Origin of the sequence: Bosea sp. F3-2, assembly GCF_008253865.1 — a bacterium.
In the GTDB taxonomy this organism is placed as follows: Bacteria; Pseudomonadota; Alphaproteobacteria; order Rhizobiales; family Beijerinckiaceae; genus Allobosea.
In genome coordinates, this window is the sequence record NZ_CP042331.1 from 1,743,811 (window position 1) to 1,758,715 (window position 14,905).

The window sequence follows — 14,905 nt, forward strand, 5'->3', positions numbered from 1 at the left end:
CCGAAAAACGCGAAGGCGTAGGCGTCCTTCAGACTTGATAGACACTGACGGCGGACTTCAAGAGCGCTTTGTCCGCATCGGCGGAGGGAAGCTGGGAATTGTTGTTCGCCGGCTGCAGCTGCAACGCGTTGTTCATTCCCCAGATCGCAGCCTGCGTTCGATTCTGAACTCGGATCTTGCGCAGGATCGCTTTGACGTGAACCTTTACGGTAGCCTCAGCGATATCGATCTTTCGCGCGATGGACTTGTTGGCGTCCCCTTCGATCAGACAACGCAAGATCGCCGTTTCCCGCGGAGACAGCAGCGGTATGTTCGCGCTCTCCGGTGGAGAGCATGGCAAGACCTGCTCAGTGTCGCTGGGGACGGGGACGGCCTTAGGGCGGCGATTTTTTTTGACGGAGGACGCCGATGACGGGAACGTCGGCGGGAAGACCGTCTCTCCCAGCATCACCAGTTCAATCGACTTGACGAAGGAGTCGCAGGAAATGACGTTGGCGAGGTAACCGGTGGCCCCGGCCTTGAACGCCAAAGCTGGCTCGTTCGGGTCGAAATGATCGGCGACAACGGCGACAGGCGCATCCGGATGCTGGTCCTTTACAAGCTCGATTTCGGCCATCACGAGGTCGAAGTCATCGCTGGTATGAGCGATGAGAAACATCAGCCTCTGCGCACGAAGCTTGCTCGCCGATTGCTCCTCGTAGGAGGATGAGGAAAGAATACGAAAATTTTTTTCCTGCAGAATCCGGGCGATCCCCTCTTTCATCAGGGAATATTTTCCAATGAGGACGATACCATAGGTTTTACTCTCCCTCATACGCCCCTCCTGAACCATCAGGAAAACTCATATCCCCTCTAGGTAGGCCAGGCATCGGCTTCAATCATCAATGACAAAATTTATATGATGAAGTTACGCGAGTATATTTTAATTCAAGACTTTATACTATAAAACTACAAACTACTACCCAATCAACACAGACCTTCGACGATCGATACTCGATCCGCCACCCATTCACCTCAGATCGTTAGGGAAGCTTTCAGCCACTGAAATGCCCGTAACGAATTCATCATCAGCTCGACGTGAAATCGAGCTGTCGGCATCGGCATAGATTATTATTAGCTAAATTTGACACGGCCGGCAAGCCAATTAGCAAATCGTTAACCATTGCGCCGAGGCTCGGCACTGGCCATGCCCTTGCGTCAGGCCGACATGAACCCCAAATAGTGGATTGTTATTTATCGATTAAATTCTGAAGCGCCAGCGGATTAACCTAAAAGACAGATGACACGCCTCCGGCACGTCAAGAGTCCCGCCTCCTAGCCGATAGCTGACTGTCGCAGGAACGTAGACGGCTGCAAGCTCAACCAGCCTTCGGCGCAAGAACAGCACCGCTCCGCGCGGTCGAAATCGACTCTTCGATCCTGGTCCATGGCCGCCGGCCAGCATGCCGACCACCAAGAAGCTCGCAAATCGTGCGGCTTGAATTCCCGATATCCCACCCGTCCAAAATTCTACCGCGTAGCGTCGGACGTCCTTCGCACTCAACTTTCCCGGCTGGGAGAAGCTTCGAACCCGGTTGAACCGAATTCTCAAGGTTGAGTGTCATCCTCCTTTCGAGGTCGCGCGCGCGCCTCTCAGCATGTAATACAGACGAATTCGTCCGGTTAGCATCTGAATGGTTTCCTTTGGATTCAAGATCAAATCGAATGTCTTTGCGGCAATCCCCATGGACAGCCTGCGTCCATCGAACTGATATCCGAGATCGCGCAGCCGATCTGCGTGGTAGCCCCAGAACTGTTTGTTCTTAAATTTGAACGCGCTGGCAGATAGATAAGAATAATACTGATCCAGCAACTCGCCGATGCGCTCCTCACGCTCACGCTTGCTCAGATACCAGTCGCCATACTCCTGACAATCACTGATTTCTGCCGACACATAGGCGTTGAATTCGAGAGACGAGGTCGTTGCCCTCTGATAGTGGATTCGTTCGTGTGCGAGAACCTGGTGCACAAAGCCGAAATCAGCATATCGCAGATGCTTCAGGCAGGCGCTGATATCCGCTTCCTGGGTCGGATTTGGAAAGAACTCGTCAGCATTCCGGATCAGATCCGACCGATACAGAACCGAGGTCGGGTTTCCCAACACTCTCTGCATGCCCAGAAGATGAGCACGGCAGATATCTCGACCCGAAACCACTGTGTGCGAATACGGAAGCCCAACATTCCGAACGTACCATATGTCTCGACCGCCACTCAGCTGATAGGCTCCGACAATCCCTACGGACGGATTTTCCTCGGCGAGGCCGATCATCTTCTCAAGGCACTCCGAGTAGATCCAGTCATCCCCTGAAACCACCTTGCAATACTTGCTGTTTTCCGAAATCAGGCCAAAAGCCTTGTTATGGCTGGCAATATTCGGCAGCAGCGTTTCGTTGCTGAAGACCCGAATGCGGCTGTCCCGGCGACGATATTCTTCGGCAATGTCGAGCGTCCCATCAGTGCTGGCATTGTTGAGAATGATGTATTCCCAGTTCTCATAGGTCTGGGACAAGACGCTTTCGATACATTCCCGGAGAAACTCTCCGCTATTGTATACAGGCGTCACAACGCTGACCAGCGGACCGGTTTTCGAGTTCATCTCAGGCCCCCTTCTTGAGAATAGGTTGTTCCCTCGACATCGTTTTCTTTACTTTCCAAGAGTGAGGCGTCGAACTGAATCCTGAATGCGCTCAGCCTTCGTGAAGGAAATATGCGGTCCGCTATCGAAGACGAAACCGGGCTCGTAACGAAACGACATCGTATGCCCGCCATAGTCCGAATTCCGGTCGTACATGATCGGCGTGATGCCTTCTTCCCGGCGTCGGAGCGCCGCACCGAAGCCAGCCGTTCCAGTTCCAGGCACGACGACGTTTGGCATAGATGCACGTCCTTTGAGTTGCCGCGCTATTGCGGGGTCAACCTTCGGCCATCGGGAGCAAAGGCGTCGAAGCGGCTGCTTTCGGCCGCGTTCGGGGGGCGTTCCGCTCGGCATGGTCCTGCAGCAGATATTCGTAGCGCTCGATCTGTCGGCGCGTGAGGGATTGGAGATCCTGCCCTGCCTGGAACGCGTGATACCATTCCACGATCCAGGCCAGGCTCTGATCGAGCTGGAGAACCGGATGCCAGTCGAGGCCTGCCCTCGCCTTGGCGGTATCAAGGCGCAGCAACTGCGCTTCGACGGGATGGGCAGTCGTGTCCGGCGTCCAGGATGCGCCTTCGCCCCACAGCGTCACGAGCTTGTCTACGATCCAGGACACCGGTTTTGCATCCGTCTCCGCCGGTCCGAAATTCCAGCCCGACGCGTAACGGGCTCCGTCCTCGGCAAGCCTCTCGCACAGCAGCAGATAGCCATGGAGCGGCATCAGGACGAACTGCCAGGGCCTGATCGCCAAGGGACTGCGGATACGACAGGGTCGACGGCCCAGAAAGGCCCGGACCAGATCCGGGATGAGCTGATTGGCCGTCCAGTCGCCACCTCCAATGGCATTTCCCGCGCGGGCGCTCGCCAGCGCGACGCCATGCTTGGACAGGGTATCCGGCGAGAAGTAGGAGTCGCGATAGGCGCTGTTCACCAGTTCCGCGCAGGCCCTGGAATTGGAATACGGGTCGTGACCACCCATCGGGTCACTCTCGCGATAACCCCAGACCCATTCCTGGTTCTCGTAGCACTTGTCGCTGGTGACATTGACCACGACACAGGGACGTTCGAGCTGGCGCACCGCCTCCAGCAAATGGACCGTGCCCATGACGTTCGTTGCATAGGTCTCGACCGGTTCTCCGTAGCCGTAGCGAACCACGGACTGGGCCGCCATGTGGATGACGACATCGGGTTTGCATTCGGCGAGCGCGGATTTGAGATGGTCGAAGTCCCGAACGTCGCCAGGGATCGAGCGCACGCAGTCGCCGACCCTCGCCTGCTCGAAGAGGCTCGGCTCGGACGGTGGCTCGAGCGCATAGCCCGTCACGTCGGCCCCCAGAGCATCCAGCCATAGCGAGAGCCAACTGCCCTTGAAGCCAGTGTGTCCGGTGACGAACACTTTGCGGCTCTGCCAAAAAGAACGCTTCAGCATGGCTGATCTAGCCCCGCACTGATGAAATGATCGGCTATCCAGGAGCGCATCCGGCGCCCAGACACGAACTCGATTGCGCAACAGTTCCTTGCGTTACGAGACCGCCTCGACGAGGACACGATGCGGCGAAGCTTCCACCGCCCGCATCGGCCTCGACCGTCCCGGGGACCTCGACGATGACGTCGATGGCCTTGCGCGCGGTCAGCGCGCTCGGATCGTCCGTCAGAACCGGCGTTCCGCCGGCGACGGCCCGTTCAGCTTCCAGCGCCGACGAGACCGCTCCGACCATTCCGACATGGATCGGATGCCTCGCAGCCTCGCGCTCCCGCAAAACGGCCTCGACAGCCACGGCCTTGGCTCCCCATCCGATCGCGCCAGCAAAAGCAATCACACAGCTAAATGCGGGGCAGACGCGACATGGCCGGGCACGCATGTTGCCGGCGGCCAGTTGCTGTCCTGCTCTGAAATTTCGGTCACGGCCAAAGGCCACACGATGCCGAAAGCCGGATCGTCGAAGCGTACGCCCCGGACGGTGGTCGGCGTGTAGAAGGCCGAGGTCATGTAGTGCATCTCGGTATCCGCCTCGAGCGTCTGGTACCCATGCGCGCAGCCCTCGGGCAAGTAGAGCATCCGTCCATTGTCGCCGCTCAGCACCACGCCGTGCCAAGCGCCATAGCTCGGCGACTCCAGCCGCAGATCCAGGACCACGTCGAACATCGCGCCTCGCGTGCAGCGCACCAGCTTCGCCTCGCTGGCAGGCGCTTCCTGGAAGTGCATGCCCCGGACCGTCCCGCGCCTCGTGCTGAGCCCCATATTCGCCTGGACAGGCTCGAACGCTATCCCCTGATCGGCGAATTCCTTGAGGCACCAGGCCCGCATGAAACGCCCGCGGGTATCGGCATGCGGAGCGGGGTCGATTACCATCGCCCCATCGACGCTCGTCTTCGCGAAGTGCATCCGCCACCTCTAGAATTCAGGCTCATATACCTGAACAATGCCGGCCATATTGCCGGAGTTCCGACGCAAGACTTTACGGGAACATGGATTTGCTTTGGAGGTCGGAGAATTCCGTGACCACGCCTGCCCGGCATGCCGGCCCCCGTCGTGACGGGCGGCGGGTCAGGCGAATTTCGCAGTCGCGTCAGATGGAGGACGCGGCTCTCACATCGCGAAAGAGATCAAGATACAGCGCCTTCTCGCCCGCGATGAGAAGCAGGGCCGCGACATAAGTTGCGCCAAACGCGCCGACATCCAGCATGAGACGCAACACCGGCGACAGCGCCGGCGCAGCGAGCGCATGCGCCCCATAAGCGATCGCTCCCGCGATCAAGCTCGCGGCCAGCGGGCTCGCCAGTGCCCCGAAAACCTCGCGGTATCGAACTCCGGTGCCGCGCAGCGCCCACATGGTGACCGGGATCACCTTGAGCACCATGACGGTGGAATAGGCCATTGCGACACCGCGCGGACCGTAAGGAAGTCCGATCAGCACGCCCGCGATCATGAGCGGGGCAGAGAACAACCCGATATACACACCGCGCCTGACCATGCCGAGCGCATTGAGCAGCCAGCCGAGCGGGCTGGAAATCGCGAACACCTGGAGCGTCGGAGCGAGAATCCGGAATATCTCAGCGGCACTTGTCCATTTCGGCCCGAGGACGACCATGATCAGATCATCGGCGAAGAGCGTGCAGACGACCGTCAGAGGCAACGTCAATGTCGCCACCAACGAATAGCCTTTCAGGAAGTAGCGCCGGAAGCGATCGAGATCGCCCTTGGTCCGCGACAGCGCCGCAAACGCGACCTCTCCGATGGTGGAGTTTAGATTCTCGGTCGGGAAATTGATCAGATAGGAGCTCCGGCTGTAGAGGCCGGTCGCCTCCGTGCCCCAGACGCGGCCGAGCAGAAGCTTGTCGATATTGTTCGTGACATAGGTAAGGAAGCCGATCAGCGTTGTGCCGACGCCGAACTGCAGCATGGAGCGGAGCCCGGCAGCAATCCGCGGCCGACCCGGGATCCAGCCGGTCGACAACCACAGGCCGGCTGTCGTAGCCAGCGGCAGGGTGATGGTCATCGACACGATCGCCCAATAGCCATAGCCCATCATCGCCATCCTGATCGACACAGCTGTTGCAATCAGGAGCGAGCAGATCTCGATCTTCGCCGAGGTGCCGAACGACATGCGCCGCTGAAGCAGCACGCCATGTTGAACGCCTGCCGCCGTAATGATGAAGGTGAAGGCAATCACGTCCATGATCGCCAGCAAGCGCGGCTCGCGATAAAACGCGCTGACCATGGGCGCAGCCACGATGGCCGTCAGCGTGAGCAATGCGCCGAATGTCAGGTTCAGCCAGAACAGCAATGATGACTCATCTTCGCTCAGCTTGTCGCGCTGGATGGCGGCCTGAAACAGACCGAAGCAGCCAAACATGTTCAGCACGCCCGTGAAGGCCGTCACCATCGTGACCAGCCCGTAATCTTCGGGAGTCAGCAATCGCCCGAGGACCATGAGCGCCGCGATCCGAACCGTGAAGCCAAGCCCGCGCGAGCCGACATTGATGATTCCGGCGCGAACGGTCTTGTTCTTCAAATCGTGCATAACGTTCTCGATTGCCGTTCAGAGCATCAGCTTCCGGGCATAGAATGCCTCGGCATATCCGCTGGGCGCGTTGCATTCCATTCCACGCAGCCGCATCAGTGCCATGAAGGTCGAGCGATCGAACCAATGCTTGTTGCTTTGGGACTTGAAGGTATTGAGGATCAGATCGACCTTCTTTTCGCAGACATCGTCTGAAAGAGCATTGAAGACGATCGGCTGCCCGAGATCTCCATCGTATTTCGGAATCTCGTATTCCAGGATCAGGTGGCTGCGAAACGTGTTCCACGTCAGTTCGGCGATCAGCCGGTGATCCTGATGTGAATCGTGACGACTATGGGTGAAGATGATGTCGGGCGACACCTCTCGCTTCAGCTCTTCGAAGACGTTCTTGATGTCGGCTCCGACGAAAGGCATGTAGCCATCCTGAAAATCCTTCAGGATGACCCGTTTCATGCGGGCGGGGTCGACGAACTGTCGCGCCCCGCTTTCCGCTTCCGACGCGCGAACCCCGTTCGCGCTGAAGACAACCCAATGGAACACCGCGTCCGGGCGCTCCGCTGCGAGCTGCAGCACCGTTCCGCCGCAACCGATCTCGATGTCGTCGGAGTGGCAGCCCAAGCACAGGATCTGCAGCGGAGACGCGCCGCCGCCATCGGGCTTCAGACGAAGCATGATCACGCCACCTGCGTGATCGAGGGAGCCACCGTCGTCATCGCAGGGTATGAGACGGTGGCGCAGTCCTTCCACACCTTCCACGGCGGATCGGTGTCGTTGAGTTCCTCGAGGCGCTGCTTGTCCTTGAACGTGTCCATGCACTGCCAGAAGCCGGTGCATTTATGCGCCAGCAAGGCCTGACGCTGGATCAGCCGCGCGAACGGCTCCCGCACCAGCTCGTCGCCGGGATTGATGTAGTCGAAGATCTCGTTTCGGAAGACGAAGAAGCCGCCATTGATCCAGATGTCCGACTGGCTCAAGGCCGCAACCTCGGCGATCTTGCCCTCGGGCGTCGTCCGGACGATGTCGAAGCTCGCCGTTGGCTGCACCAGAAGCAGCGAGGCGACGGCGTCGCTGTGCTGCAATTCCTCGATCATCGTCGGCAGATGCTGGTCGCTGAGACCATCGCCGTAATTCGCGAGGAAGTACTCCTCGCCGCGCAGATAGGGCTGCACGGCCTTCAGGCGTTCACCGATCGTCGCGTGCAGACCGGTTTCCACGAAGGTGATCGTCCAGTCATCGCTATCGCGGCTGATGAAGTCGATCTTCTGGCCGCCGCGTGACCAGACGAAGTCGTTCGAGATCGACTCGTCGTATTTCAGGAAATAGTCCTTGATGGCATAACCCTTGTGGCCCAGGCAGAGAATGAAGTCCTTGTGGCCGAAATGGGCATAGTACTTCATCAGATGCCAGAGAATCGGGCGCGAACCGATCTTCACCATTGGCTTCGGGACATCATCCACATAGCCCCGGAGCCGCATGCCGGCACCACCGCAAAAGAGTACGACCTTCATGATACTCTCCTTCCGCAAATGCCGCGGCCCAGCGCCGGCTTTCGTCTAACTCAGGAAGCGGTCACAAGCTTCATTTCTTCAGGACGCTTGTATCCATAACGTTTCATCATCGCTTCATCGGCCATGTTGAGCAGCGTGCCGACAAATTTAGGCCGGGCCTGACCGGCGGATTGAAAAGCCTGCCGGACAAGCTCGGACTCGGTCGCTCCCCATTTCACGACGAGCAGGAAGCCATCCAGTGACTGAGCAGCGGCCCGTACTTCGGGACCCGCCACGAGCGATGGCATGTCGACGATCACCAGGTCATAGGAGCCTTCCGCGGCTCGCAGGATTTCGTCCAGCAAGTCGCGCCGCATCGGATGGAGCCGTCCTTCTGGCCTTTCAGCCAGCGGGAGGACATGCAGCCCGGCCTGCGCCTTGACGATGCAGTCGCGCACCTCGATTTCCGGATCTGCGCCAGAACCGAGCGGAGAGCGCGAAAGGCTCGCAACCCAGCGCGAAATCGAGGGATTTTCCGGTACGGCATCGATCAGCAGGACATTTTTTCCTGAGGCCGCCGCCATCTTCGCCAGGCCGATGGCAAGCGTCGTCGCCCCCTCCCCCGGCAAGGTCGACGTCACGCCGATCGTCCGCAGTCCATGCAGGGAGGTGCCCTGCAATGTGGCGGCCACGCGTCGCAGCACCTGGGCTTCCGATACGAGCAGATGTCGGGCGGCGGTGTCCTCACCCGAAGAACCGATGCCCTGGAAGCGAGGCACGACGCCCAGGCACTCCAGGCCGAGGACGTATTCCATCTGCTGCGCGCTGCGGATCGTATCGTTGACAACGTCGAGCAGGATGGCGGCCGCGGCAGCAGCGCTCAGGCCAAACACCGCAGCGCCGAGGAGGATCAATATGGCCGGCGGTCCGTCTGCCTTGACCGGCGGCTCAGCTTCCGAAACCACCTGAGCGCTCGGGCCGAGACTTTGATAGAGCTCACGTAGCGTTGGCGCTTTCGACGAGGCCGCATCCGATGCCCGCCCGCGCTCCTGCAAATAGACACGGATCACGCTGTTGACGATGCGGGCGGCCTTCTCAGGATCCGAGGCCTTGAAACTCACCGTGATCATATGGCTCGTTCCGACCTGGCGAACGCTGAGCTTGCTGTTCATCGCTTTCAGCGCCGCACCATAACCGGAGATGTTCTGGCCGGCTTCCGAGGAAGACTGCGCGGTATCGCCCTTTTGCGGCTCGGACGGAGAGCGGCCAGCGCCGGCGAATTCAGGGTCCTTGCTCAGTTGCAGCGCGTCGATGACCTTGACCAGCACGTTGCCGGACCGAAGGAGTTCCATCTGGTTCTGCACCATCGGGAGATCGGCGCGGCCTGGCAGGACCGCCATGTCGGAGCCAGTCAGCACCTGCCTGATGTAAACAAGCACTTGACTGGAGGCGGTGTATGTCGTCGAGCGGAAGCCGACATAGAAGCCGGCGATCGCCAGACATAGGAAGGCACCGATACCCAGCAATCGTTTGCGGCTCCGGAGACTTCCCAGGCCAAACGACGGCCGCGGCCGCGTGTTGATCCGGTCGTCGGACGGCTCTGTGCTATGGATGACCGATGGATGGCTGCTCTTGTCCAGCATGGGGCTCAATCAAAAAGAGGGCCTCGGTTCCTACGCCGGTGCGGCTTGACAGACTTGCGGATGAGGAGAGGCATCCTGCCGGCGCGGTCGCGTCGTGATGAGACCGGAACTCTAGCCCCGCCCTTCCCCCCACCCGGCGCCTTCCGCCTGCAGTGGCATTCACAGAGCAAACGCTGGACGATCAGCCCCCGTTCCTGCGGCGCATACTTCAAAACCGCATTGAGATCGCCGGACGGACAGGCGGAGATGAGAGGAAGCTACCGGGCCAGTCGATCATGCTCGGGCGGGCTGGCGCGGCCAAGGCGAGATCATTCGGCGGTGAAATCGGCTGGCAGCTTTCGTCCGATCATCTTCGGCCGCAGCAGTGCTTTCCAGCCGCTAGGCTCAGGACTCGTTGATCAGAGCCAGAAGATGACGGTAGCGGCGATACAGATTGCCGAGAAGAAGGTGTGGGCGCATCGGTCGTAGCGTGTGGCGATGCGCCGCCAGTCTTTGAGCTTGGCGAAGAGGTTCTCGACCTTGTGGCGCTGGCGATAGAGCGTCTTGTCGTAGGGATAAGGGGTTTTCCGGCTTCTGCTCGATGGAATGCAGGGTTCGATGCCTTTGGCGACCAGCGCCTGGCGGAACGCGGCGCTGTCGTAGCCGCGATCGGCGATGAGGGTTTTGGCTGGCGGCAGGGCCACGAGCACGAGGCTTGCGCCCTTGTGGTCGCTCATCTGGCCTTCCGAGAGCAGCATGATGATCGGGCGGCCGGTATCGTCGCAGACGGTGTGGAGCTTGGAGTTCAGCCCGCCCTTGGTGCGCCCGATACGACGGGGAAGAGCCCCTTTTTGAGCAGGCTCGCCGCCGTGCGGTGCGCCTTCAGATGCGTCGCGTCGATCATGATCCGCTCCGGCTTCGGCCCTTCGCCGGCAAGACCGGCGAAGATGCGGTCGAAGACGCCGAGCCGGCTCCAGCGGATGAAGCGGTTATAGAGCGTCTTGTGCGGGCCATAGTTCTTGGGCGCGTCCTTCCACTGCAGGCCGTTGCGGATGACGTAGACGATGCCGCTCACCACGCGACGATCGTCGACCCGCGGCACGCCATGCGAGAGCGGAAAATGCGGCGATATCCTCGCCATCTGGCGCTCGCTCAGCAAAAACAAATCACCCATCACGGCATCCTCCCAGACACCGTGAATCACAGATCAAACCAATTTAATAGGTCCTGAGCCTAGAGCATTTCCGCGATTCTCCGAATCGCGAAAATGCTCCAAATCTTTGTTTTGTCGCACTTTCTTCACGCGAACCGGTATCCACTTCGCTCGAAAATGCTCTAGACGATCTTCCGGCGATTTCTATTGGGCGCCGAAAGAATGTCTTCGCGGCGGATCCACGCATAGATCGTGCCCATGACAAACCAGAAGTACCAATTGAATGACAGATAGAAGTGCATGTTGTCCGAATAGGACTCGAGCACATAGGTCATCAGAATACACAACATGACCAGAAGTCCGGGCGGATCGCGCGGCAGCCCCCTCACCATGCGATAGCCCACCCAACCAAGCAGCCAAGCGAACGCAAGAAGGCCAAGAAGCCCGATTTCGAAGCTCATCTGCAGATAGAAGTTATGGCCGTCGATGCCTTGGGGGCCGATCAGCGGAAAGAAGCTCGGTGTCGACGGCTTGAACGACTCCAGGCCATGGCCGAGGAGCGGACGCTCCATCGCCTGCGGAATGGCGGATTCCCACAGCGCCTGCCGCCAGACGTAGGAGTTCAGCCGGTTGCTGTCGTTGAGTTGCCTGAAGTTATCGACCTCTGTTGCTGCGATGACGTCCGTCAACCGATCCATCAGGCTCGGATTTGCAATGAACAGCACCGGCACCAGCAGAAAGCCTGCGAGAAACCGGCGGTCGATCTTGAGCGCATACACCAGAAACATGAGCCCGCACGCTGCCCAGGCGCTGCGCGTTTTGGTGAGCATCAGGAATGCGGTCAGGAGCGGGATGTAGAGCGCCATCAGCATATGGATTCGCGGCGTCACGCGAATGATCCGCGATGCTCTGACGTAAAGCGCCAGCCCCAGCACCAGCACGAGATAGAACGCATAAATGTTCGGATGCGAGAATGTGCTCTGCAAGCGGAATTCAGAGAAATCGGACAATCCGCGCGCGATGTCGACGAAGGCGTAAAGCGTAGGCGGAATGGACGATCCGATCATCACAAGGACGAACAGGGTGACATCGCGGGAAGACCGCAGGATGAAGAACGGAATCGCGAAGAACGCCCAATAGGATAGCAGAACGAAAGCAAGTCGCGCCGCGGCCGTGAAATCGGGCGCATAAAGTGTCGAACCAAAGGCGATCAGCAGGAACGGCCCCCATAGCGCCACGACAGGAAATGGCGCCCGCAACGGCTCCCGCGCGAGAAAGAGGAATGCAACCGCGATCACGAGCACGTTGAAAAGGGCCCCCACGCCCATTGACGAGGCGCCCGCGTCTCCTGCCAGCAGGTTGAAGACCGGGTCGGAAGACGCCCGAACCAGGAGAACGCCGAACACGACGGCACGCAGCAACCTCCAGATCGCCTCGCTATTGGCTGCTCGCACAGAAGTTGTCTGCCAGGCGCGCTCCGTGTCGCGCCGAAGCAGGCCGCTCTGAATGGCGTCGACCGGGCCGGATGCTGATTTCATGCTTCCCGCTCCCTGGCTCCGAGCCATGCTTGAGGGCGCTCCACGGATGCCTGGCTCGCATCACGGATCGGCCGCAGCCAGAGCTCGACCTCCTGACGCCACGGCGCGGGTACTGCAGCGGCGGCTCGAGCCTGTCCGACCCGATCCGTCATCTGCGGCGCGATCAGCGCGGCGGCGACGCGCGGCAGCTCCCGCCATCGGCCATGCCTGAACGCCAGCGCCATGAAAATGGACGCGGCCTGCCAGCGCGCGCCCCCGCGCAGGAGCTGCTTGGCGAGATAGCGCTCGTGCCCCGCCTCATCCGGCCTGACGCCGTAGGTCGCCGCCAGCGCCGCGTATCGATCGACGATGACCAGACGGCCCGCCCGCATGGGATTGACGTCCATCGAGAGAGACTGCCGGCCCAGACGATAAGCGATCAGAGGCCGGTCAACGGCCGCCAGCGGCGAATGCTGAGCTAACCTGATCCAGAGATCCCAATCCTCGGAGCCGCGCAGCGCGGTATCGAAGCCACCGACCTCCCGGACGAGATCGCGCTCGGCGATCACCGTCGAGCCCGTCGGGATCCGGTTGCTTTTGAGCAAGCCCGCCAGCACGTCTCCACCCTCGACGCGATGATGACCGATGACTTGCAGGTCTTCGTCGACAACCGCGACGCCCGTACACCCCCAACGCGCCGAACCGGCGCGCAATGCGGCAAGCTGCGTCGCCAGCTTGTCCGGCGCCCACAGATCGTCATCGTCGCAGAAGGCCACCCATCGTCCAGTGGCACGAGCAAGGCCGGCGTTCCGGGCGCCCGATATGAATTGCGGCTGAGCGTGGTGCACGACCGTGACGCGCGGATCCGTTGCGGCGAGGCGATCGAGCCACGGCCTCGTTTCGTCTGCCGAGCCATCATTGACCACGACGAGCTCGATCGAGACGCTGTGCTGACGCAGGATGGAATGGACCGCCTGAGGCAGGATCTGCCGGCGATTATGCGTCGGGACGATGACGGTGACGTCAACCACTCAGGCGCTCCTCGTCCGCTTCATGACACAGCACCGCTCGGGTCACCCGTTCGCCCAGACGGAATGTCCAGGCCGAAGCGTGACCACATTGTCCGCTCTCGCTCCGTGGCCATCGGCGACCGCTGCATCCAACGCGCCAGCGGGTTCCTCGATCGGCTCGATCCCGTCGGCGGGCGCTGGCTTCACAACGGCCTCTGCCCTGAACAAAGCGGCCAGCTTCCGGCATTCCTGGACGATATCGTGCTGCTCGAGCACGCGTTTGCGCCCCGAGGCACCCATGGTCTTTACGAGAGCGTCGGGCGCATCCAGGCATTGCCTGATGGCGCCCGCAAGCTGTTCGATGTTTCCGGCAGGAACGAGCCAGCCACAGGCCTGGTCCGTGACCAATTCCGGAATGCCTGCGACATAGGTCGTGATGACCGGACGGCCGAGCGCCAGCGCTTCCATCAGGACGATCGGCAACCCCTCGGCGAAACTCGGCAGAACCAGCGCCCGTGCCTCCCGTATCGCCGCGCGCACCTGGGCGTTGCTCATCCAGCCCGCCAGCACGACCTGCTGTTCCAGCCCAAGTTCCCGGATGCTCCGTTCCAGTTGCGGCCGCAGCGGACCGTCTCCGACCACGGTCAGCCTGAACGGCACGCCGTCGCGCGCGAGAACGGCAAGGGCATGGAGCAAAACCAGTTGCCCCTTCTGCTCGCTGAGCCGGCCAACGGTCACGAGCTGGGTTTTCGGAACGATCCTGGGTGGCTGCATGCTTAGGAAATCGGCGTCCAGCCCGCAACGCACCAGCTTGATCTTCGCCCACTCCTCCGGGGGGATCCAGCGGCAAAGCTGGCTTCCAGTAAATGAGCTCACGACACAGACGAACGCGGCATGCTTCACCTTGGCGGGCAAGCCAAGATACTCCGGCCTGTCGAACTCGTCCGGACCATGCACGGTGAAACTGTACGGCACGCCGGTGAGAATATGGCAGATCATGGCGACTTCCGCGCCATTCGTTCCAAAATGCGCGTGGACGTGCTGGATGTTCTCCTGCATCACCCACCGCGCAAGGACCAGCGCTTCGGCAAGATAGGCCAGGTGGAGTGGCGCCGGACGGCTTGAGCGCCGCATCATTTTCAATGCGGCCCAGGTGGCTTTCGCCAGGGCTTTGGGCTTTTGCACCAGGGCGTCGACAAAGGCCGTAGCAAACTTGGCAAGGTTGCCGTCGAAGATATAGCGGGTGCGGTCCTTCTCCCGGATATCGTCCGGATCGACCAGCTTGCGGCCGCCATTTCGAAGCGAAACACGGAGAACCGAAATCCCGTTCCGCTCGAGCTCGACGATCTCTCGCCGAATGAAAGTGTGCGAGACGGCGGGATATTCGGACACGAAGTAACAGATCCGCATCGAC

General features: G+C 60.4%; 13 protein-coding genes. All 13 read right to left on the reverse strand.

All coding sequences use genetic code 11. The features are described from left to right. Window positions 1-28: 28 nt before the first annotated feature. The 13 genes from FQV39_RS08085 to FQV39_RS08145 all read right to left on the reverse strand — a co-directional run bounded on the left by FQV39_RS08085 (window position 29) and on the right by FQV39_RS08145 (window position 14,883). Window positions 29-814: a LuxR C-terminal-related transcriptional regulator gene (locus FQV39_RS08085; RefSeq protein WP_149129819.1), complete on the reverse strand. Its 786-nt coding sequence runs from the start codon at window positions 812-814 to the stop codon at window positions 29-31. 786 nt (window positions 815-1,600) lie between these two features. Next, window positions 1,601-2,635, reverse strand: coding sequence for a glycosyltransferase family 2 protein (locus tag FQV39_RS08090; RefSeq protein WP_149129820.1), 1,035 nt, complete (start codon window positions 2,633-2,635; stop codon window positions 1,601-1,603). A 48-nt stretch (window positions 2,636-2,683) separates the two neighbouring features. Next, window positions 2,684-2,914 carry an NAD(P)-binding protein gene (locus FQV39_RS08095; protein WP_149129821.1) on the reverse strand — a complete coding sequence of 77 codons (231 nt, stop codon included), beginning with the start codon at window positions 2,912-2,914 and terminating at the stop codon, window positions 2,684-2,686. A gap of 37 nt (window positions 2,915-2,951) precedes the next feature. Continuing rightward, window positions 2,952-4,106, reverse strand: coding sequence for a CDP-glucose 4,6-dehydratase (gene rfbG, locus FQV39_RS08100; RefSeq protein ID WP_149133732.1), 1,155 nt, complete (start codon window positions 4,104-4,106; stop codon window positions 2,952-2,954). Window positions 4,107-4,493: 387 nt separating this feature from the next. Then, a complete protein-coding gene (gene rfbC, locus FQV39_RS08105) occupies window positions 4,494-5,063 on the reverse strand; it encodes a dTDP-4-dehydrorhamnose 3,5-epimerase (RefSeq protein WP_149129822.1) in 570 nt (189 codons plus the stop codon). Between the two features lie 184 nt (window positions 5,064-5,247). Next, window positions 5,248-6,702, reverse strand: coding sequence for a lipopolysaccharide biosynthesis protein (locus FQV39_RS08110; protein WP_149129823.1), 1,455 nt, complete (start codon window positions 6,700-6,702; stop codon window positions 5,248-5,250). An 18-nt stretch (window positions 6,703-6,720) separates the two neighbouring features. Continuing rightward, entirely contained in the window at window positions 6,721-7,458 is a 738-nt protein-coding gene (locus FQV39_RS08115; RefSeq protein ID WP_349238584.1) for a PIG-L deacetylase family protein, read from the reverse strand. Further along, entirely contained in the window at window positions 7,377-8,210 is an 834-nt protein-coding gene (locus tag FQV39_RS08120; protein ID WP_149129824.1) for a sugar phosphate nucleotidyltransferase, read from the reverse strand. The genes FQV39_RS08115 and FQV39_RS08120 overlap by 82 nt, the downstream gene beginning before the upstream one ends. Window positions 8,211-8,260: 50 nt before the next feature. Beyond that, complete coding sequence (locus tag FQV39_RS08125; RefSeq protein ID WP_149129825.1) at window positions 8,261-9,832, reverse strand: tyrosine-protein kinase domain-containing protein; 1,572 nt, start codon at window positions 9,830-9,832, stop codon at window positions 8,261-8,263. A 398-nt stretch (window positions 9,833-10,230) separates the two neighbouring features. Then, window positions 10,231-10,985 (reverse strand): IS5 family transposase gene (locus tag FQV39_RS08130; RefSeq protein ID WP_149129826.1). Its coding sequence is split into 2 segments (ribosomal slippage): window positions 10,231-10,652 and window positions 10,652-10,985, totalling 756 coding nucleotides; the frame shifts between segments, so codons are not numbered across the junction. Between the two features lie 161 nt (window positions 10,986-11,146). Next, entirely contained in the window at window positions 11,147-12,502 is a 1,356-nt protein-coding gene (locus FQV39_RS08135) for an O-antigen ligase family protein (RefSeq protein WP_187640207.1), read from the reverse strand. Further along, on the reverse strand, window positions 12,499-13,512 hold the full coding sequence (locus FQV39_RS08140) for a glycosyltransferase family 2 protein (protein ID WP_149129828.1): 1,014 nt from the start codon (window positions 13,510-13,512) through the stop codon (window positions 12,499-12,501). Before FQV39_RS08140 ends, FQV39_RS08135 begins: the two co-directional genes overlap by 4 nt. A gap of 42 nt (window positions 13,513-13,554) precedes the next feature. Then, entirely contained in the window at window positions 13,555-14,883 is a 1,329-nt protein-coding gene (locus FQV39_RS08145; protein WP_248313290.1) for a glycosyltransferase, read from the reverse strand. Window positions 14,884-14,905 lie beyond the last annotated feature (22 nt).

Coding starts and splice junctions, on each gene's coding strand:
- FQV39_RS08085 (WP_149129819.1), bottom strand. CDS start 814: ATGAGGGAGAGTAAAACCTATGGTATCGTCCTCATTGGAAAATATTCC.
- FQV39_RS08090 (WP_149129820.1), bottom strand. CDS start 2,635: ATGAACTCGAAAACCGGTCCGCTGGTCAGCGTTGTGACGCCTGTATAC.
- FQV39_RS08095 (WP_149129821.1), bottom strand. CDS start 2,914: ATGCCAAACGTCGTCGTGCCTGGAACTGGAACGGCTGGCTTCGGTGCG.
- rfbG (WP_149133732.1), bottom strand. CDS start 4,106: ATGCTGAAGCGTTCTTTTTGGCAGAGCCGCAAAGTGTTCGTCACCGGA.
- rfbC (WP_149129822.1), bottom strand. CDS start 5,063: ATGCACTTCGCGAAGACGAGCGTCGATGGGGCGATGGTAATCGACCCC.
- FQV39_RS08110 (WP_149129823.1), bottom strand. CDS start 6,702: ATGCACGATTTGAAGAACAAGACCGTTCGCGCCGGAATCATCAATGTC.
- FQV39_RS08120 (WP_149129824.1), bottom strand. CDS start 8,210: ATGAAGGTCGTACTCTTTTGCGGTGGTGCCGGCATGCGGCTCCGGGGC.
- FQV39_RS08125 (WP_149129825.1), bottom strand. CDS start 9,832: ATGCTGGACAAGAGCAGCCATCCATCGGTCATCCATAGCACAGAGCCG.
- FQV39_RS08135 (WP_187640207.1), bottom strand. CDS start 12,502: ATGAAATCAGCATCCGGCCCGGTCGACGCCATTCAGAGCGGCCTGCTT.